Genomic DNA, 18,357 nt, shown 5'->3' with positions numbered 1-18,357 from the left:
GTCACAGGACTCCGTTCGGCAGATTGCTGTTCTGTTCGCTGAGTGGTGCAGCGGACGGGGGAACTTGGGGGGAGGGGCGGAGCAGCGGCTCGATCCGTCTCAGCCCCTCGGTCACGGCCTCGGGATCGCGGGCGAAACAGATCCGGAAGCCGTCGAAGGCCCCGAGGGTCTCGCCGGGCATCAGCAGCACCCCGGCGTCCAGCACCCGGCGGCACAGCGCGAGCGGCTGCTCCCCGGTGGTCAGCCGGAGCCAGGCGAAGGGCGTGTTCTCGGGCTCCACGAGCTGCACCGCGTCGGCGTTGCGGTCCGCGAACTCCCGTACCAGCTTCAGCCCTTGGCCGGTCAGCTCCGCGTAGCGGCGCAGATAGCGGTCCCGGTGGTCCAGGACGTCGCAGGCCAGCGTCTCGCAGAGCACCGAATTGGCGATGGTGGAGAGGAACTTGCGCCGCGCGCATCCCTCGACGACCTCCGGCGGCCCGTACAGCCAACCGACCCGCAGACCGGGGAAGCCGTACACCTTGGAGAGGCTGGAGACCGAGATCACCCGGTCGCTGGAGCGCGCGGGGGAGTCCCTCAGGTCGAGCGCGTACTCCTCGTCCAGCAGCAGATAGGCGTCCCGCCGCTCCGCCAGCTCCAGCAGCCCCTTCAGGTCCGCGTCCGCGATCCGCCGACCGGTCGGGTTGCACGGGGAGTTGGCGACGATCAGCCGCAGACCGGGGCCGGCCAGCGCGGCGGCGGCCTCCACGTCGAAGGTCAGATCCTCGCGGTAGGGGGCGCAGTCGACCTGGCAGCCCAGATCGGCCGTGATGTCCCAGGACTGCTGCCACCCCGGACGGAAGACGATCACCTGTGCCCCGGGGGCGAGCAGGGAGGCGTAGACGAGGTAGAGGGCCTGCTGCGCCCCCTGGGTGATGAGTACGGAGGCGGGGTCGCCGTCGTAGAGGTCCGCGACCCGGTCGCGCAGCGCGCCGATGCCCCGGTCGTGCCCGTAGTCCAGCTCCAGGCCGGGGTCCACGGTGAGCTCGTCGAGCCGTCCGGGGAGCATGTTGCTGTCCCCGAGGTCGATGTCGAAGCGTCCGGCGGCGTCCTCGAAGACCCACCGCTGCATCGGGTACTCGCCGGCCGTTCCGGCGGCGGTCATCGGCCGGCCTCCGGGGTGCGGCCCAGCCGGGCGCGCAGCGGCGGGGCGAACACACCCGTCGCCACCTGCTGGGATTCCCCGGTCAGGGTCACCGACCCGTCCAGGGCGAGGGCCACGCTCACACTGCCGCCGGGCATCCTGACCTCCACCCGGTCGTCGCAGAGGCCCAGTTCGCGGGCTGCGGAGGCGGCGGCGCAGGCGCTGCTGCCCGAGGCCAGCGCGTAACCGGCGCCACGCTCGTATACCTCGATCTCCAGGAGCTCGCGGCTCACCACCCGCAGGAACTGCACATTGGTGCGGCTCGGGAAGCGGGCGTGCCCGGCGATCAGCGGGCCCAGGCTTCGGGCCAGTTCGGGGGTGGGCTCGGCCACGGGCACCACGGTGTGCGGGTTGCCGTTGTGGAGTGCGGTCACCGTGAGCTTGTGCTCCCCGACCGTCAGTGGCACGGAGAGCGTCGGCCCCTCGGCGGGGGTGCCGTCCTCGTTCAGCAGCGGCAGGGCGGCTGCATCGAACGTGGGCCTCCCCAGGCCGATCTGTACGATCCCAGCGGCGGCGTCGAGGATCTGTACGGGGCTGTCGCCCGCGCCGGTGCGCAGCGTGAACGGCTCACCGCCCGCCCAGGCCTGCGGCTCCCGCTCGGCCAGGTGCAGGGCGAACATCCGCAGCCCGTTGCCGCTGCGCTCGCAGACGGTGCCGTCCGAGTTGAAGAGGGCCAGCGGGACCGGGACCCCGGGGCGGGGCTCCTCCAGCGGGCCGTGCAGCACCCCGTCCGCGCCGATGCCGAAGTGCCGGTCGCAGACGAGCCGTACGGACTCCGGCGTGACGGGGACGTCGGTGTAGCGGGGGTCGATCACCACGTAGTCGTTGCCCAGTGCCTGATACTTGAAGAAGTCGGTCATGACTCGTCTCAGGTAGGTGGCGGGGGACGGGGCCGTTCCCGGTGAGGTCCGGACGGGAACGGCCCCGTACATCAGGCGTCCTGCTCTTCGAGTGCCGCTGCGTCGTGCTCCTCGCCGTACCACTTCTCCGCCCAGCGGGAGAAGGCGATGATCACGATGTCGCGGTGGCCCGGTCCGCCGTCGGCGGAGAGGACGTCGGTGACGTCATGGGCGAGCCCCCGGTCGTCCAGCAGGACCGCCTGGCCGGCGTCGAGCGTGCCCGACCAGAAGGGCGCCTCCGCCCCCGGCTTCCACAGCCGGGTGGTGCCGCCCGCCACGTTCACCTTGTTCAGGATGGCGATCATGACGAACTCGTGCCCGTCGTGGTGCACCCCTTCCGGGGTGAGCGGGCCGGGCCTGCCGCCCTCGGCACGGGTCCGGTTCTGGTGGACGTTGATCTGCCACGGCTCGGACCGGTCCAGGCCGAGTTCGCGGATGCCCTCGGAGATCAGCGGGGTGAAGTCCACCTCGATCGGCTCGTATACGCGGCGGATGCCGCCGCCGACCGAGTTGAACTTCTTGTACGTGGTGTAGTCGCGGTGCGGAAGCCGCTTGAACGACCAGCTCTCGTCCTCGGCGGGAGCGAGCTTGTACTGCGAGAACCGCTTGAAACGGGTCCCGTTGCCCATGTACTCGTCGACCGGGCAGTCGTCGTAGCTGGGCAGGATGTCGGGCGCGACCTCGGGCAGGTCGATGACGGTGAATCCTTCGGCGCCGAGCGGCATGTGCTCTCCCCTCCTGGTGGGTGGTGGTGGAATCAGGCGGTGATCGACGGCATGCGCTCGTCCAGGTACGTCGCCGAGGAGTTGAGCCGCCACAGGATGCCGCGGGCGATGGCCCGGCGCATCCGGGGCGACTCGGCGGCGGGCAGCACCACGTTGTGGAACCAGCCCTGGGCGTGCTGGGAGTCGATGGTGATGTGCAGGCGGTGGTAGACGATGCCGACGTCCGGCAGGCCGAGCCGCTCCCAGGCGTGCACGACCTGGACGAACCGGTCCGGCGCCATCCACTCGGTCATGCCGAGGTAGCCGACGGCCTCGGGGTACAGGGCGCGGTAACGGCACAGCAGCACCGCGAGGTTGCCGTTGAGGAGGGAGTTGGCGGTGAGCGAGCGCTCCAGCTCCTCGTCCGGGATCTCGAAGACCTCGAAGATCTTGTTGAAGAGGGTGGTGTGGACCTGGGCGTGGTCGCCGTTGCCCATCTCGTCCCAGAAGTTGGAGGCGATCTCCATCTTCGCCGCACCCGCCGTACCGACCTGCATCATCGCCAGCAGATCGTCGAAGCGGCCGTCGACCACGGACTCCTGCATCACGTAGTTGCGCAGGTCGGACTCGGTGGCCCGGTTGCGGATGAACTCGTGGTAGTACGGGTGCTTGTACACCCGGTGCTCGCGCGCGGTCTTCTTCAGCCAGGAGAGGTAGGCCCGCGGTTCGGTGGGGGCCTCCTCCAGCAGCCCCGGCTCGATCAGCCGGTCCTGTGCCTCGGCGGTCGCGGCTTCCAGCTGCCGGCCGATCTCGTGCACGACGACCGAGCCCTCGGCCGTCTCCTGGTCCGTGAGTTTGGTGTGCAGCCGGTAGACCCGGTCGAGCAGGAACTGCTGCGCGTAAAGGGCCTGTTGGTCATTGGCGGCCGCGGCCTTGTTGATCTCGGCCACTCGGCCGAGCAGGGCGGTGCGCGCTTCGCCCGCGAACTGCGAGTCGACCTTGTCGGCCGCCGTGGCGAGTAATGCGGTGACCTCGTCGACGGTGGTCAGAAAACTGGTGGCGGGCTCGGTCTCGACCCGGGAAGTACCAACTTCGAGCATCTGCTTCCCCTTGTATTTCACCTGGTGACTGTGACGTGCCGTACGTGTCGTGCGGGTAGCCGTCTGTCGTGCTGAGGAGAGAGAAGGAAGGGGGATCGCACCGCACGCGGCCCACAGGTGCGGGGCAGGGTGTGTGCCAGAACGGCAGAGGCGGTCAATGCGCGCCCATACTGCACGCAGGGCTCTGGGCAGACTCTGTACGCGGTCTATATGGATTCAAGCCACCGGGCGGGGTGCCGGTGGAGGCGGCCGGGACCCCGGTCAAGGCATGGCAAAGAGGGCGCGCAGTACGGGACCGTATCCGTACTGCGCGCCCTCGATCAGGGATGACGCACAGGTGGTGCGCAGGGGCTTCGCTCGGGTGACAGGGACCGCGGCGGCGGCGATCGGCCCCGGGGGAGGGCGTCTCCTTCAGGTCAGAAGACGGTCCCCGGGACCTTCACCACCGCACTGGCATCGCACAGCCGCCGCGGCCTCGTCGTCCTGCCCGCGCCGCGCGGCACCCCTCATCCGGGTGCGCGGTGCGGGCAGGGTCTGGGGAGTGGCCTAGTCCTCGCGCAGGGCGCGGACGGCCTCCTCGACGCGCTTGCCGTAGTCGGCGTCGGCGGCGTGGAAGTGGGCGAGGTTCTTCTCGATCACATCGTCGCGGGTGACCTGCGAGAGGCCTCCGGCGATGGTGGCGACCAGGCGGCCCTTCTCGTCCTGCGACATCAGCCGGAAGAGCTCGCCCGCCTGGAAGAAGTCGTCGTCCTTGGTGTGGGCGGGCGCCTCGTGCGTGCCCGTCCAGCCGTGGATCGCGAGCGGGGCGGCGAGCGCCGCGTCGGTCTGCGCCGGACCGGCGTACGAGTTGGGCTCGTAGTTCTTGTCGTGGCGCGAGCCGTAGCGGGTGGCGTGCACCCCGTCGCGGCCGTAGTTGTCGACCTCGGCCGCCTTGGGGGCGTTCACCGGCAGCTGGGTGTGGTTGACGCCCAGGCGGTAGCGGTGCGCGTCCGCGTAGGCGAACAGCCGGCCCTGGAGCATCTTGTCCGGGGACGGACCGATGCCGGGCACGAAGTTGTTCGGCGAGAACGCGGCCTGCTCCACCTCGGCGAAGACGTTGTCCGGGTTCCGGTCCAGCACCAGCCGGCCGACCCGCTGGAGCGGGTAGTCGCTGTGCGGCCACACCTTGGTGAGGTCGAACGGGTTGAACCGGTACTCCGCGGCCTCGGCGGCCGGCATCACCTGGACGTGCAGCGTCCAGGACGGGTTGACGCCCCGCTCGATGGCCTGGAGCAGGTCCGTCTGGTGCGAGTTGGCGTCCTTGCCGACGAGCTCGGCGGCCTGCTCGCCGGAGAGGGAGCGCACACCCTGGTTGGTCTTGAAGTGGTACTTGACGAAGAAGGCCTCGCCCTCGGCGTTCGTCCACTGGTAGGTGTGCGAGCCGTAGCCGTTCATGTGGCGGTACGAGGCGGGGATGCCGCGGTCGCCCATCAGCCAGGTGACCTGGTGCGTCGCCTCGGGGGAGTGCGCCCAGAAGTCCCAGACGTTGTCCGGCTCCTGCTTGCCCGTGAAGGGGTCGCGCTTCTGCGAGTGGATGAAGTCGGGGAACTTGATCGGGTCCTTGATGAAGAACACCGGGGTGTTGTTGCCGACCAGGTCGTAATTGCCCTCGTTCGTATAGAACTTGAGGGCGAAGCCACGCGGGTCGCGGACCGCGTCCGCGCCACCGAGGGAGTCGGCGACGGTGGAGAAGCGGATGAACGTCTCGGTGCGTTTGCCCACCTCGGAGAGGAAGTCGGCGCGGGTGAAGCCGGTGACGTCGTCGGTCACCTCGAAGTAGCCGTACGCGCCGGAGCCGCGGGCGTGGACCACGCGCTCCGGGATGCGCTCACGGTTGAAACGGGCGAGCTTCTCCAGGAGGTGCTGGTCCTGCAGGAGGATCGGTCCACCCGCACCGGCGGTGGCGGAGTTCTGGTTGTCGGCGACCGGGGCGCCTGACTCGGTCGTGAGCACACGCTTAGCCATGTGGCGGGATGACCTTTCGTACGAGCTGCTGACGGCTTGAGGAGCGTAGATTCGCCACGAGACAACGTCAACAGTTTGTTGAAAACGAAGTGTTTGGTTCCGGGCCGCGGCAGCGCCTGGGCGCGACAGGACAGGTGTCAGCGCCACCGCGGCCCGGAGATCAGGGGGCCCGTCATCCGGGCCGTGGCCCCTTGCGGGGCCGGGGGAGGGTCAGACCTGGGAGCCGGAGAGCCGCTCGACCGAGAGCAGCAGCGCCGAGTGGTCCAGGCCGCCGTCGCCCTGGGCGCGCAGCGAGGCGACCAGCTGGGCGACCACACCGCCGACGGGCAGGGCCGCGCCGACGTTGCGGGCGGCGTCGGTGACGATGCCCATGTCCTTGTGGTGCAGGTCGATCCGGAAGCCTGGGGCGAAGTCCCGCTTGAGGAAGTTGTCCTTCTTGCGGGTCAGCACGGTCGAGCCGGCCAGACCGCCGTTGAGGACGTCCAGCGCGGCGGCGAGGTCGACCCCGGACTTCTCCAGGAAGACCACGGCCTCGGCGCAGGCCTGGATGTTGACCGCGACGATCAGCTGGTTGGCCGCCTTCACCGTCTGGCCCGAGCCGTGCGGGCCGCAGAGCACGATGGTCTTGCCGAGCGCCTCCAGGAGCGGCTTCGCGGCGTCGAAGTCCGTCTGCTCACCGCCGACCATGATGGACAGGACCGCCTCGATGGCACCGGCCTCGCCGCCGGAGACCGGCGCGTCCAGGACCCGGATGCCCTTCTCGGCCGCGTTCTTGGCGAGGTCCACGGATGTCTGCGGGGTGATGGAGGACATGTCCACCAGCAGCGCGCCGCGCTTCGCGTTCTCCAGGATGCCGTCGGGGCCGTAGGCGATGGCCTCGACCTGCGGGGATGCGGGCACCATCGTGATGACGACATCCGCGTCCCTGACCGCGTCGGCGATCGAGGGGGCGCCGGTGCCGCCGGCGGCGACCAGCCGGTCGACCTTGTCCTGCTCCAGGGTGTATCCGGTGACGTCGTAACCGGCCTTGATCAGGTTCTCCGACATGGGGGAGCCCATGATGCCGAGACCGATCCACGCAACCTTGGGGAGGTTGTTGCTCATGAGGGTGCCTTCCTGAAAAACGTGTGTACGTGAGGGGTTTGGGCGCGACCCGCGAGGTCCGCCCGGCCCGTCCGCGGCCGGTCAGCCGGCCGCTCGGGCCGACGCCGGGAGCCAGTCGAAGGACTCGGCGCTCGGCCGGTCGCCCGGCTTGTACTCCAGGCCGACCCAGCCCGCGTAACCGGCGTCCTTCAGCTCGTCCAGGAGCTGCTCCAGTGGGAGCGAGCCGGTGCCCGGCGCGCCGCGGCCCGGGTTGTCGGCGATCTGCACATGGCCGGTCTTCGCGGCGTACGCCTTGATGGCCTGGCTCAGGTCCTCGCCGTTCATCGACAGGTGGTACAGGTCCAGCAGGAACTTGGCGTTCCCGAGGCCCGTCGCCGCGTTGACCTTGTCGACGACCTCGATCGCCGCCGGTGCGCTGACCAGCGGGTAGAGCGGCGACTCCGGCTTGTTGAGGGTCTCGACGAGCAGGATCGCCCCGATGCGGTCCGCCGCGCGGGCGGCCAGCACCAGGTTCTCCAGGGCGAGCGAGTCCTGCACCTGCGGGTCCGCGCCCTCGACGCGGTTGCCGTACAGCGCGTTGAGCGCCGTGCAGCCGACCGAGGCGGCGAAGTCGGCCGCCACCTCGATATTGGCCCGGAAGCGGTCCGACTCCGTGCCGGGCACGGAGAGCGCGCCGCGGTCGGGGCCGGGGAGCTGTCCGGCGTAGAAGTTCAGCCCCACCAGCTGGGTGCCGGCGTCGTCGAGCGCCTTCTTGAGGGCGTCGAGCTCCGCCTGCGGCGGGGTGGGGGTCTCGATCCAGGGCCACCACAGCTCGACCGCCGTGAAGCCCGCCGCGGCGGCTGCCGCGGGACGCTCCAGGAGCGGGAGTTCCGTGAAGAGGATCGAAAGGTTCACATCGAAGCGCTGGTCCGGGTATCCCATGAGGATGTCGGCGCTCCTTCCGTATTGCGGAAGTTAGTTTCTGCTTAACGGAAGATTGCCTGGGGGGTGGTAGGGCTGTCAAGGGGGTGCCGCAAAATTCGCCCCGGCCGGCGACGTACGGAATCGGTGGATAGGGCGCCTTCGAAGTCCTTCCGGGAAACCCCTGGGGCATACGAAAGCGGGGCGGGGGCCGCAGTCGACCCCCGCCCCGCCCGGCTCTCACGCCGTGGGTGCCCCCGCTACCCGGCCGGAACCGTGTCCTGGAACGTCGTCCCCGCACTGCGGTACGCCCCCACCATCGCGTTGACCTGCGACGGGGTGAGCACCTGGTCCTTCACATGCAGGACGTAGTCCACCTGCTGGTCGTAGGCGCGGGGCGTGGTGCTCGGCTGCCCCTCCAGGTCGATCAGCCACTGGTTGAAGTTGATCGACATGGGCCGCTCGGGCAGATAGGCCGCCCCGTGCGTCCCGAAGTGCTGCCCGTCGACGTAGTACGTGATCTGGCTGTTGTCGATGGTCACCACCAGGTCGTGCCAGCCGGCGAAGGACTGCCGGGACTCGCTGTGCGCGTTGACCGCCTCCCACGGGTCGGGCCGGTAGGTCTCCCACGAGGTGGTGTAGAGGATGTTGGCCGGCTCGCCCCAGCCGCCGTTCGGCAGATACTCGAAGTCGTACTCCGCGTAGTCGTCCGCCATCGGCGCCTTGAGGTCGTTGATCGTGAAGAACGTCTGCACGATCCGGTCGCCGTCCGGGCCCGAGCGCGGCGCGTCGCTGAACTTCACCCGCGACGCGTACGTCCCGTTCTTGAACTTCATCGACTGCGTCAGGATCTCGGTGTGCTCGGTCGAGCCCCCCGTCCCCGCCGTGGAGGTCTCCAGGTTCATCACCGCGTTCCCGCTCTGCGAGGCGAAGGTGACGTTCTCCGGAGCCCAGGTCGCGCCCGGCACTCCGGGACCGCCGGAGTTGGACCGTACGCTCCAGCCGTTCGCGTTGATCCTCGGGTCGGTGTGCGAGCCGTAGTTGAAGTCGTCGAACAGCCTCGGCGCGTCCCCCGGCGGGTCGGTGGGCGGGTCCGTGGGGTCCGGCGGGTCGGTCGGCCCGTTGCCCCCGGGCGCCTCGCCCCAGACGGTCGCGCCGTTCACCTGGGCCGTCACCTTGGACCAGTCGCCGTACGCGGTCCGCTCCGGGCCGAAGGAGTAGTCGTCGGACTGGACGAGCCGGGCCCAGGACGCCTGGTGGAACCGGAGCTGCATGTCACCGGTGTCCGCCCCCGGCGCCAGTGAACCCGCGCCCGGGGTGAAGCCGATCTCCAGATAGCGGTCGGCGGTGGCCGTCGGGGAGGCGAGCGTCCCGAAGGTGCCGGTGATGTTCGCGCACCCCTTCACCGCCCAGGAACAGGCGAACCGGTAAGCGGCGGAAGGGGAGTCGGCCTTGAAGTAGTAGCGCACCTTGACACTGCTCAGCGGTACGGAGGTGGCGCCGGCGTTGCGCACCTTCAGCCACGGCTCGCTCTGGTCGGCGCTCGCGCCGGACGCGCTCGTACGGTACTGGACGACGATCCCGTCCGCCGCGGCCGACGCCGAGGACGGCAGCGCGGCCAGACCGGTGGCGGCCAGAGCGACGGCCGCGGCGGAGGCGGCGGCGGTGCGCAGCCTGCTCCTGCGGTGCTTCGTGCGGGGGGTGTCGGCTGGTGTGTTCACTGGTGTGTTCCTCTCCGGAACGGTGGTGGGGGACGGGTTACGAGTGGGGTCGCGCTGTTCCTGAGGGGGTTGCCGAGGGACCGGACGCGGCCGCGAGCGACCCTGCGTCCAGCGGGCGGTAGGGGACGCCCAGGGCGTCCAGCCGGGCGGTGTGGTGGTGCAGCCGCTCGACGAACCCCGGCCAGTCGCCGCGCCCGCCGGACCAGGCACGGTCGGCCAGCGCGCAGAGCCGCGGGTAGCTGAGGTACTCGATCTCCTCCGGCGTGCGGACGTACTCGGTCCACAGCTGGGCCTGCGTCCCGAGCACCCGCGCCCGCTCGGCCTCCGCCCATGCGGCGGGGGCCGGCTCGTAGCCGTGGACCGTGCGCAGGGTCACCGGGGCGCCGGGCTGGGCGACCGGTTCGGACGGGTCGCCGGTCTGGGCGTAGTCGAGGTAGGTGGCCCGGTGGTGGGCGGCGATCACCTGATGGCCCCGGCGGGCGGCGGCCAGCGCGTGCGAGGGGTCGCGCCAGGTCATCACCGTGAAATCCAGGGGGAGTTCGGTGCCGGTCTCGGCCCAGCCGAGCGGGATCCGCCCGCGCTCCACCAGGAACGCGCCGATCCGGCCCATGAACCAGCCGTGCAGCGCCGCCGGGTCCGCGAGACCCTCGGCCGCCGCGCGTTCCCGGGCGGCCGGGCTGTTCTCCCACTCGGTGGTCGGGCACTCCTCCCCGCCGATGTGGATGTACGGCGACGGGAAGACGTCCATGACCTCCTCCAGCACCGCCCGGCAGAAGTCGAAGACCTCCTCGTGCACTCCGAGGACCGTGTCGCAGACGCCCCAGCGGGTCCAGACGTCCAGCCTCCGCGCCGGGTCGTTCCCCAGCTCCGGATAGGCGGCGAGCGCGGCCCGCACATGGCCGGGCATCTCGATCTCCGGCACGACGGTGACCCCGCGCTCCGCCGCGTACCGCACGAGCCCCCGCAACTCCGCCTTGGTGTAAGCCCCTTCGTGCGGTACGCCGTCGAAGTGCGCCCCGTCCGGACCGCTCGGCCCCTTCTGCGACCGGGCCCGCTGCGCCCCGACCGAGGTCAGCCGGGGGTAGGCGTCGACCGGCATCCGCCAGCCCTGGTCGTCGGTGAGGTGGAGGTGCAGGGTGTTCAGCTTGTGCAGCGCCAACAGGTCCACGTACCGGCGCAGATACCCGACCGGCTGGAAGTGCCGGGCCACGTCCAGCATCGCCCCGCGCCACGGCCGGTCCGGTACGTCGGTGATCTCGGCGCACGGCAGCTCCCAGGCGCCGGAACCCGGTGCTCCGCCCGACAGGGCCTCGGCGGGCAGGAGCTGGCGGACGGTCTGGACGCCCCGGAGCAGCCCGGTCGGGTGGGCGGCGCGCAGGAGGAGGGCCTGCGGGCCGACCGTGAGCCCGTACCCCTCCTGGCCGAGGCCGCCGAGCTGCTCGTCCAGCGCGAGGACGATCCGTCCCTCCGGCGACGGGGCGAGCGGCAGCCCGGCGGCCGGGCCGACCAGGGAGCGCAGCAGGGCGGCCGCCGGTTGGGCGCCCGGGAGCGCCCGGACGGCGGTGTCACGGTCGAGGACCAGCCGGCCGCCCAGCGAGGAGACCTTGGTGGGCCGGGGGAGAAGGGCGAGGTCGGGGCGCGATACGGGCACGGGGTCTCCGGATTCGGTTCGCGGGCGTACGGGGACGGGCGCGGGTGGTCCCGGGCTCTCAGCCCTTGACGGCACCGGCGGCGAAGCCGGAGGTGACATGGCGCTGGAGCAGCAGGAAGATCACCAGGGCGGGCAGCGCGAAGAGCGTGGAGGCGGCCATCGTGGCGCCCCAGTCGGTGCCGAAGGTGTTCTGGAAGGACGACAGCCAGACCGGCAGGGTCCGGTTGTCCTGCTGCTTGATGATCAGGAAGTTGGCGTAGGCGAACTCGTTCCAGGCGGTGATGAAACCGAACAGCGAGGTCGCCATGAGACCGGGCGCAAGCAGCGGCATCGCCACCCGCCAGAACGCCCCGGTCCGGGTGCAGCCGTCGACCTGGGCGGCCTCCTCCAGCTCCGGCGGGATGGTCCCGATGAAGCCGCGCAGCACCACGATGGTGAACGGCAGCGTGATCATGAAGTAGATCAGCGTCAGCGTCGGCAGCCGGTCGAGCATGTCGGTGTCGCGGGAGATGATGTAGACGGGGATGATCAGCGACTCCCAGGGCGCCATCTGCGCGATGAAGACCATCAGCATGAACTGCCGCCGGCCTTTCCACCGCATACGCGCCACGGCGAACGCCGCTCCCAGCGCCACCAGCAGCGCGAGCAGGACCGCGCCCAGCGTGACCAGGATGCTGTTGCGCCAGAACAGCGCGAACCCGTCGGCTTCCACGGCCCGTCGGAAGTGGTCGAGGGTCCAGGTGTGCGGGAAGAGCTGCGGGTCGGCCGACTGGATGTCCTTCGACGGCTTGAAGGCCGTGGAGATCATCCAGTAGACGGGGAAGAGACAGACCACGACGGTCACGGCGGCGGCGATGTTCAGGGGGAGGCGCCGCAGTCGGGGGCGTACGGTACGGGTGTTCATCGGGTCTCGTCCTCCTGGCGGAACATCTGGCGGAAGTAGAGGACGAGCACCCCGGACATCAGGACCACGGTGATCATCGATGCGGCCGAGCCCAGGTCGTACCGCTGGCTGGAGAGGGCCGTCTGCACCGCGTAGACCGGCAGGATCGTGGTGGCGTCGCCCGGTCCGCCCCGGGTCATCACCCAGATCTGCACGAACGCCTTGAACGTCCAGATCACCTCCAGCGAGAAGACCAGCAGGAAGATCGGCCGGAGCATCGGGAAGGTCACCGAGCGGAAGATCCGCCCCGCGCCCGCCCCGTCCAGCCGCGCCGACTCGTACAGCTCCAGCGGCACAGTGGTCAGCGCGGAATACAGGGTGATCGCGGCGAACGGCACCGACTGCCAGACGATCAGCGTCACCAGGATGGCGAACGCGGCCGTCCCGTTCGCGAACCACGGGTAGCGCTCGAAGGAGTCGAGACCGATCGAGGTCAGCGCCCAGTTGACGATGCCGAACTCCGAGTGGAACAGCCACTGGAACACCGTGGTCGCCGCCACCACCGGCATCGCCCAGGCCAGCACCAGCGAGCAGAGCACCACCGTCCGCCCGGCCCGGCGCAGCCGCTCCACCATCAGGGCGACCAGCGTGGCGATCACCATGATCAGGACGACATTGACCGCCATGAACAGGAAGGTGCGGCGGACCACCTCCCAGAACCGCGGGTCCGCCAGCAGCGTGCGGTAATTCCGCAGCCCGACGAACTCCGCCTCACCGGCGATCAGTTGGCGGAGCCGGAAGTCCTGGAACGAGATCAGGACGGCCCGCACCAGCGGATAGACCAGCAGATAGAGCATGCCGCCGATGGCGGGTGCGATCAGGGCGTACGGCCAGAAGCTGTGCGCCCGGCCTGCCGGCTCCTTGCGTGCGGCGGGGCGTGGGGCCGGTCGCTGCCGGGGTGTGCGGGGTGCTGGGGTCCGTTCGGCGACGACCGGCACGGCACGCATCCTTCCTGTGGCTGGTGATCGGGTGGGGCCGGGTCAGGAACCGGCGTTCATGGCCCGGGTGATGTCCTGCGAGGCCTTCGCCGCCTCCTTGGCCGGATCGCCCCCGGTGAGCACGGCCGTCATGTAGTCCTTGATCGGGTTCTCCGCCTCGACCGCCGCCCACCCCGGGGTGTTGGGCGTGGCATGGCCGTTGGCGGCGCCGACCGCCATCGCCGCCGCACCCGGGTCACCGGCGACGGCGGGGGCGAGCGAGGTGCGGTTCGGTACGTAGCTCATGGCGACGGCGAGCTTCTTCTGCCACTCGTCCCCGGTCAGCTCCTTGATGAAGGTGAGCGCCTCGTCGGGATGGGCCGCGGCGGCCGGTACGACGAGGTCGGAGCCGCCGGTGAAGACCGAGCCCGGGGTGCCGGCGGTCTTGCCCGGGATGGGGAAGAAGGCCAGCTTGCCCTTGAGTTCGGGGTTCTTCTCCACGATGACGTTGGCGCCGCCCGGGGTGGAGATGACCTGGGCCACCTGTCCCTGCGCCATCACCTCGGCCTGCGGCGGGTCGTCCTCGTCGGAGTCCTTGGGCCCCTTGCCGAGCGCCTGGAGCTCCTCGTAGAAGGCCATGCCGCGCAGCGCCTCGGGGGTGTCCAGCGCGCCGGACCACTTTCCGCCGGACTCGGTGGCGAGGTCGCCGCCCTCGTCCCAGATGAAGCCGGCCAGCGCGTACCAGAGCTGTCCGGGCAGGTAGATGCCCTGCGTACCGCCCTTGTTGAGCTTGGCGGTGGCGTCGATCCACTGCTCTCGGGTCTTGATCGTGGCGGCGTCGATGCCCGCCTTCTCGAAGAGGTCGGTGCGGTGGATCACCACGCGGTTCGCCGCGTAGTACGGGATGCCGTACTGCTTCCCCTCGTACGCCCCCGGCTCCGCAAGACCGCTCAGCCAGTCCTCGCCGTTCAGCTCGTCGGTCCGGTCGCTGAGGTCGAGCAGCCCGCCGCTCTCGGCGAACTGCGCCACCTGGGTGTTGCCCGCCTCGATGACGTCCGGGGCGTCGTTGCTGGCCAGGGCGGCGGTGATCTTCTGGCCGATCCCGTCCCACTCCTGGATCTGGATCTTCACGTCGATCTTCGGGTGGCGTTTCTCGAAGTCCGCGGTGAACTCCTTCTGGAAGGTGTCCGAGACGCTGTCGCGCATCAGCCAGACATCCACCGTCGTCCGTCCGTCCCCACCCGCGGAGTCGGACGGCGGACCACAGGCACTGAGCGCGGCGGTCAGGACGAGCACGGACCCACCGGCAAGCAAGCGGTACTTCACGGTTCACCTCGGAAAGCAGAACTGAGTCCGACCTGAGTCCGGCCCGACCACCTGACCACCTGACCAGTGAAGTCCACTGGACAGCTCACCTCTCGATGGGGGTTGAAGGTGGCATAGACCAATGAGGCCGTCAACCCCCTGCGTATGAAGGTGATTTGGTGATGTGCTCGTAACACGTCCGCCCTGGTCGCCGACGGTAGGCGCTACACTTCGCCTGACCAGCAGGCCAGTTGTCTCGAAAGCCCGGTCAACTGGTAAGGAAAATGGACCCGTCGGGAGGGGAGCGCGTGGAAGCGGATGTGCCGGGGACGGTGCTCAAACGGGAGCGGACGCGCGATGCAGTGCTGGAGCTGATCGAGTCGCGCAGCCCCGGCGACGCGATCCCCTCGGAGCGGGCCCTGTGCTCCCTGCTCGATGTGTCGCGGCCGACCGTGCGCGCGGCGGTCGACGAGCTGGTCGCCGCCGGGCTCCTGGTGCGCGAACACGGGCGGGGCATGTTCGTCGCGCCCGCCAAGATCACCCAGGAGCTGGTGGCGGGGGACCGGGCGCTGACCGTGCCGCAGGCGGCGGGCGCCTGGTCGAGCCGGCTGCTGGAGTTCACCACCCTCCAGGCGGGGGCCCGGGTCGGCCGCAAGCTGCGGATGTCACCCGCCGCCGAGATCGTCTACGTGGCGCGGCTGCGGTTGGTCGACGGAGCGCCGATGGCCATCGAGCACCTGCACATCCGGGCCGAGCTGGTGCCGGGCCTCAGTGCCCAGGAGCTGGAGAGCGGCGACCTGTACGAGCATCTGCGCACCACCCACGGCGTGCATGTCCACGAGGCGGTCCAGGCCATCGAGCCCACCGTCGTCACCCGAGCCGAGGCCAAGCTGCTCGACGTCCCCGAGCTCTCCCCGGCCCTGCTCTTCGAGCGGCTGACCTCGGACACGGCCGGCCGGCCGGTGGAGTACGTCCACTCGCTCTACCGGGGTGACCGCTACCGGATCGTCTCCCGCCTCGCACTGGGCCCGGCCGCCGAGGTCGCCCCGGACCGGGAGGGCCACCACCCGGGCATCCCGCCGGGCGACTTCGCGCACGGCGACGCGATCACCTCCTCCACCAGGGGGGACATCCAGGCGGGCGCGTGACCCCGGGCCCGAACGGCGTTGCGCGGGGTGCAACTCCGGTTGCGCCTCTTGTCGTTGGGGCGTCGGCGCGCCAGGGTGGCGGACACATCCGAAGCAGCCGAACCCCCACACGAGGTGCCTCGCATGAACGCAGCCCCCCGCCCGCGCCCCGCCCTGCCCAGCCGCCGGAGCCTCCTCGGCGGCCTGCTGGCGGGAGCCGCCCTGGCCGCCGCTCCCGCCCTCGCCACCCCCGCCCGCGCCACGGCCCGCCCGACCGCCACCCCGGCCCCGCCCGGCAGCCCCCGCGCCACCCGCCCCCTCCTGCTCGGCACGTACACCTCCGCCGAGGGCGGCGGTACCGGCATCGGCACCGCCACGTACGACACCGCCACCGGAACGATCACCCCGGGACCCGTGATCACCGGCGTCGAGAACCCCTCCTACCTGGCCCTGCACCCCTCCGGCGCCACGGTCTACGCGGTCGCCGAGCAGGACGCGGGCGCGGTCACCGCCGTGGCGCTCGCGCCGGACGGGACGTACGAGGTGCTCGGCACCCGCCCCACCGGCGGTTCCGGCCCCACCCACCTCTCCGTCCACCCGTCCGGGCACTGGCTGCTCAGCGCGAACTACACCTCCGGCAGCGTCGCCGTGCACCCCATCGCGGAGGACGGCTCGCTCGGCGAGCGCACCGACCTGGTCACCCACAGCTCCCCGCCGCCCGGCCCCGGCCAGAACGGGCCGCACGCCCACCAGATCGTCACCGCCCCCGACGGTGGCCATGTCCTGGCCGTCGACCTCGGCACCGACACGGTCCACACGTACCGCCTCGACGAGTCCGCCGGAACGCTCACCGAGGTCTCCCGCGCCGCCCTGGCACCCGGCTCGGGCCCGCGCCACCTCACCTTCCACCCCGGCGGGTGCTTCGCCTATCTGGCCTGCGAGCTGGACAACACCACGGTCGTCTGCGCGTACGACCCCGGTTCCGGCGCCCTCACCCCGGGCGTGGGGCAGTCCACCGGGTCGGACACCGGCTACCCGGCCCAGCTCGTCGTCACCGGCGACGGCTCGTACGCGTACCTCGCCAACCGGGGCCCCAACAGCCTCGCCCGATACGCGGTGGAGGACGGCGGGGCGGTCCTGCGGCTGCTGGACACCGTGCCCGTCGGCGGTGACTGGCCGCGCCAGCTCGCCCTCTCCCCGGACAGCTCCCTGCTCTTCGCCGCCAACCAGCGCTCCTCCACCGTCACCGCCTTCCGGGTCGGCCCCGACGGCTCCCTGGCCCCGGCGGGCGGTCCGCTCCCGGCGCCGGTCGCGGTCTGTGTCCTGCCGCTGCCCTGACCACCGCCGCAGGGGCCCAGCGGGCACCCGGGCGGGGTCCCGTGCAGCGGTTAGAGTCGTGGCCGAGCCGCGCGCCCGCACCCGCGGCGAGGACATCAGGGAGGCACAGTGCGCTTGAGGGTGGAATTCACCACCGAGCCCTTCGATCTCGACGAGGCGCCCGCCCACGCGGTGGTGGCCCGCGAGGTCATCCAGAGCGCCGGGCTCGACGCCGTGGACGTCGGCCCGTTCGGCAACACGGCGGAAGGGGGCGCGGACGAGGTGCTCACCGCCGTGGACTCCCTGCTGCGCCGGGCCCTGGCCTCGGGCGCCACCCGGGTCTCGCTCCAGGTCAATGTGATCGGGGAGGAGGGCCGGTGACCGAATCCGCCGATCACTCTCCGGTCACCGTCGACCACCCCTTCGTATCGGCGGTCAAGCCGCTCGTCGACGCGATGGGCGCCGAGCTGCTCGGCCCCGAGCAGGCCCAGCCGGACGACGTGGTGCTCGCGTGGGAGGGCCAGGACGTCATAGCCGTACGGCTGCCCCAGCTCTCCGACTCGCTCGACCACGTCCTCGCCGCACTGGAGAGACGGCACGGGATGCCGCTTGCCGACCTGGACCGGAAGGCCAAGCAGTCCGTCGTCCGGACCCTGGAGGCACGCGGTGCCTTCTCCGTGCGGCACGGGGTGGAGACGGTGGCCGGTGCCCTGGGCGTCAGCCGCTTCACCGTGTACAACTACCTGAACAGGGAACATTCGGCCAAGGGTGAGTAGTTGGCCGAACCCGCCGAACGCACAGGAAAGCCGCTGTCCGCATACCGGGACGGCGGCTTTCTCCGTTCGCGAGATTTCAACAAAGTGTTGACGTCGTGTTGCGGAGGGCGTTAGCTATCCGCAGCCCGAACAACGCACAGCGAAAAACAGCCACGGAGGCTCCCGTGACTTCGAGCTCCACACCGGGCCTCACCCGGTTCAACACCCTGGCGGACGGCGAGGCCACCCCCGCACTGCACGAGGTCTGTGCCAGTGCGGCCTGGGGAGAGACCGTCCTCGCCGGCCGTCCGTACGCCACCGAGGAAGCCCTGCTCTCCGCGAGCGACGCCGCCATGGCCGAGCTCACCGCGGAGGACCTGGCCGAGGCGATGGCGGGCCACCCGCCGATCGGGCGTCCGATCCCCGGCGACCCGACCTCCTCCCGCGAGCAGCGGGGCATGGCCGGCGCCTCCGAGGAGCTCAAGACCGAGATGCTCGAACTGAACCTGGCCTACCAGGAGCGGTTCGGACATGTCTTCCTGATCTGTGCCACCGGCGCCACCGGTGAGCAGATGCGCGACGCGGTGAAGTCCCGGACCGGGAACTCGCCCGAGCAGGAGCGGGAGATCGTGCGCACCGAACTGGGCAAGATCAACCGCATCCGGCTGACCCGTCTGGTGCGGGAGACCCTCGCAGAGGAAGCTCCCGTGCAGGACTCTTGAGATCAAGG

Annotated in this window: 17 protein-coding genes; 5 read left to right on the top strand and 12 right to left on the bottom strand. The window is 70.7% G+C overall.

What is annotated here, in order from left to right; all coding sequences use genetic code 11:
- Position 1: 1 nt before the first annotated feature.
- The 12 genes from ACK8N7_RS06015 to ACK8N7_RS05960 form a co-directional block, all read right to left on the bottom strand.
- Positions 2-1,141 (bottom strand): pyridoxal phosphate-dependent aminotransferase, encoded by a 1,140-nt coding sequence (locus ACK8N7_RS06015; protein ID WP_403211174.1) that lies wholly within the window; start codon positions 1,139-1,141, stop codon positions 2-4.
- Complete coding sequence (gene dapF / locus ACK8N7_RS06010; protein ID WP_500441322.1) at positions 1,138-2,040, bottom strand: diaminopimelate epimerase; 903 nt, start codon at positions 2,038-2,040, stop codon at positions 1,138-1,140. Before dapF ends, ACK8N7_RS06015 begins: the two co-directional genes overlap by 4 nt.
- Before the next feature lie 71 nt (positions 2,041-2,111).
- Positions 2,112-2,804, bottom strand: coding sequence for a 2OG-Fe dioxygenase family protein (locus tag ACK8N7_RS06005; RefSeq protein WP_403211170.1), 693 nt, complete (start codon positions 2,802-2,804; stop codon positions 2,112-2,114).
- Positions 2,805-2,836: 32 nt separating this feature from the next.
- Complete coding sequence (locus tag ACK8N7_RS06000; RefSeq protein ID WP_403211619.1) at positions 2,837-3,883, bottom strand: iron-containing redox enzyme family protein; 1,047 nt, start codon at positions 3,881-3,883, stop codon at positions 2,837-2,839.
- A gap of 546 nt (positions 3,884-4,429) precedes the next feature.
- Entirely contained in the window at positions 4,430-5,887 is a 1,458-nt protein-coding gene (locus ACK8N7_RS05995; protein WP_403211168.1) for a catalase, read from the bottom strand.
- Between the two features lie 210 nt (positions 5,888-6,097).
- On the bottom strand, positions 6,098-6,991 hold the full coding sequence (locus tag ACK8N7_RS05990; protein WP_500441321.1) for a 2-hydroxy-3-oxopropionate reductase: 894 nt from the start codon (positions 6,989-6,991) through the stop codon (positions 6,098-6,100).
- An 81-nt stretch (positions 6,992-7,072) separates the two neighbouring features.
- Entirely contained in the window at positions 7,073-7,912 is an 840-nt protein-coding gene (locus ACK8N7_RS05985; RefSeq protein WP_500441319.1) for a TIM barrel protein, read from the bottom strand.
- A gap of 239 nt (positions 7,913-8,151) precedes the next feature.
- The gene (locus tag ACK8N7_RS05980; protein ID WP_403211162.1) at positions 8,152-9,612 is read right to left on the bottom strand and encodes a cellulose binding domain-containing protein; all 1,461 of its coding nucleotides are present in this window, start codon (positions 9,610-9,612) and stop codon (positions 8,152-8,154) included.
- Positions 9,613-9,649: 37 nt separating this feature from the next.
- A complete protein-coding gene (locus ACK8N7_RS05975) occupies positions 9,650-11,263 on the bottom strand; it encodes a beta-N-acetylhexosaminidase (RefSeq protein WP_500441317.1) in 1,614 nt (537 codons plus the stop codon).
- A gap of 58 nt (positions 11,264-11,321) precedes the next feature.
- Positions 11,322-12,167: a carbohydrate ABC transporter permease gene (locus ACK8N7_RS05970; protein WP_403211158.1), complete on the bottom strand. Its 846-nt coding sequence runs from the start codon at positions 12,165-12,167 to the stop codon at positions 11,322-11,324.
- On the bottom strand, positions 12,164-13,144 hold the full coding sequence (locus ACK8N7_RS05965) for a carbohydrate ABC transporter permease (RefSeq protein ID WP_500445695.1): 981 nt from the start codon (positions 13,142-13,144) through the stop codon (positions 12,164-12,166). The genes ACK8N7_RS05970 and ACK8N7_RS05965 overlap by 4 nt, the downstream gene beginning before the upstream one ends.
- Positions 13,145-13,186: 42 nt before the next feature.
- The gene (locus ACK8N7_RS05960; protein ID WP_500441315.1) at positions 13,187-14,449 is read right to left on the bottom strand and encodes an extracellular solute-binding protein; all 1,263 of its coding nucleotides are present in this window, start codon (positions 14,447-14,449) and stop codon (positions 13,187-13,189) included.
- A 287-nt stretch (positions 14,450-14,736) separates the two neighbouring features.
- Here ACK8N7_RS05960 and ACK8N7_RS05955 point away from each other — a divergent pair, with 287 nt between their 5' ends.
- The 5 genes from ACK8N7_RS05955 (at position 14,737) to uraD (ending at position 18,349) form a co-directional block, all read left to right on the top strand.
- On the top strand, positions 14,737-15,576 hold the full coding sequence (locus tag ACK8N7_RS05955; RefSeq protein ID WP_403211154.1) for a GntR family transcriptional regulator: 840 nt from the start codon (positions 14,737-14,739) through the stop codon (positions 15,574-15,576).
- 123 nt (positions 15,577-15,699) lie between these two features.
- Complete coding sequence (locus ACK8N7_RS05950) at positions 15,700-16,893, top strand: lactonase family protein (protein WP_500441313.1); 1,194 nt, start codon at positions 15,700-15,702, stop codon at positions 16,891-16,893.
- Between the two features lie 108 nt (positions 16,894-17,001).
- Positions 17,002-17,253 carry a thiamine-binding protein gene (locus tag ACK8N7_RS05945; protein ID WP_015612345.1) on the top strand — a complete coding sequence of 84 codons (252 nt, stop codon included), beginning with the start codon at positions 17,002-17,004 and terminating at the stop codon, positions 17,251-17,253.
- Positions 17,250-17,648: a helix-turn-helix domain-containing protein gene (locus ACK8N7_RS05940; RefSeq protein ID WP_403211150.1), complete on the top strand. Its 399-nt coding sequence runs from the start codon at positions 17,250-17,252 to the stop codon at positions 17,646-17,648. Before ACK8N7_RS05945 ends, ACK8N7_RS05940 begins: the two co-directional genes overlap by 4 nt.
- A 164-nt stretch (positions 17,649-17,812) precedes the next feature.
- A complete protein-coding gene (gene uraD / locus ACK8N7_RS05935) occupies positions 17,813-18,349 on the top strand; it encodes a 2-oxo-4-hydroxy-4-carboxy-5-ureidoimidazoline decarboxylase (protein WP_355082077.1) in 537 nt (178 codons plus the stop codon).
- The last annotated feature ends 8 nt before the right edge of the window (positions 18,350-18,357 follow it).

The sequence above is a fragment of the Streptomyces griseobrunneus genome (assembly GCF_046713465.1).
Taxonomy (GTDB): domain Bacteria; phylum Actinomycetota; class Actinomycetes; order Streptomycetales; family Streptomycetaceae; genus Streptomyces; species Streptomyces microflavus.
Note: the sequence above shows the minus strand (reverse complement) of the source record. Positions and strands in the feature narration are given on the sequence as shown.

What these genes read in the sequence shown, in the direction of transcription:
- ACK8N7_RS06015 (WP_403211174.1), bottom strand. Translation starts at nt 1,141, where the DNA reads ATGACCGCCGCCGGAACGGCCGGCGAGTACCCGATGCAGCGGTGGGTC.
- dapF (WP_500441322.1), bottom strand. Translation starts at nt 2,040, where the DNA reads ATGACCGACTTCTTCAAGTATCAGGCACTGGGCAACGACTACGTGGTG.
- ACK8N7_RS06005 (WP_403211170.1), bottom strand. Translation starts at nt 2,804, where the DNA reads ATGCCGCTCGGCGCCGAAGGATTCACCGTCATCGACCTGCCCGAGGTC.
- ACK8N7_RS06000 (WP_403211619.1), bottom strand. Translation starts at nt 3,883, where the DNA reads ATGCTCGAAGTTGGTACTTCCCGGGTCGAGACCGAGCCCGCCACCAGT.
- ACK8N7_RS05995 (WP_403211168.1), bottom strand. Translation starts at nt 5,887, where the DNA reads ATGGCTAAGCGTGTGCTCACGACCGAGTCAGGCGCCCCGGTCGCCGAC.
- ACK8N7_RS05990 (WP_500441321.1), bottom strand. Translation starts at nt 6,991, where the DNA reads ATGAGCAACAACCTCCCCAAGGTTGCGTGGATCGGTCTCGGCATCATG.
- ACK8N7_RS05985 (WP_500441319.1), bottom strand. Translation starts at nt 7,912, where the DNA reads ATGGGATACCCGGACCAGCGCTTCGATGTGAACCTTTCGATCCTCTTC.
- ACK8N7_RS05970 (WP_403211158.1), bottom strand. Translation starts at nt 12,167, where the DNA reads ATGAACACCCGTACCGTACGCCCCCGACTGCGGCGCCTCCCCCTGAAC.
- ACK8N7_RS05950 (WP_500441313.1), top strand. Translation starts at nt 15,700, where the DNA reads ATGAACGCAGCCCCCCGCCCGCGCCCCGCCCTGCCCAGCCGCCGGAGC.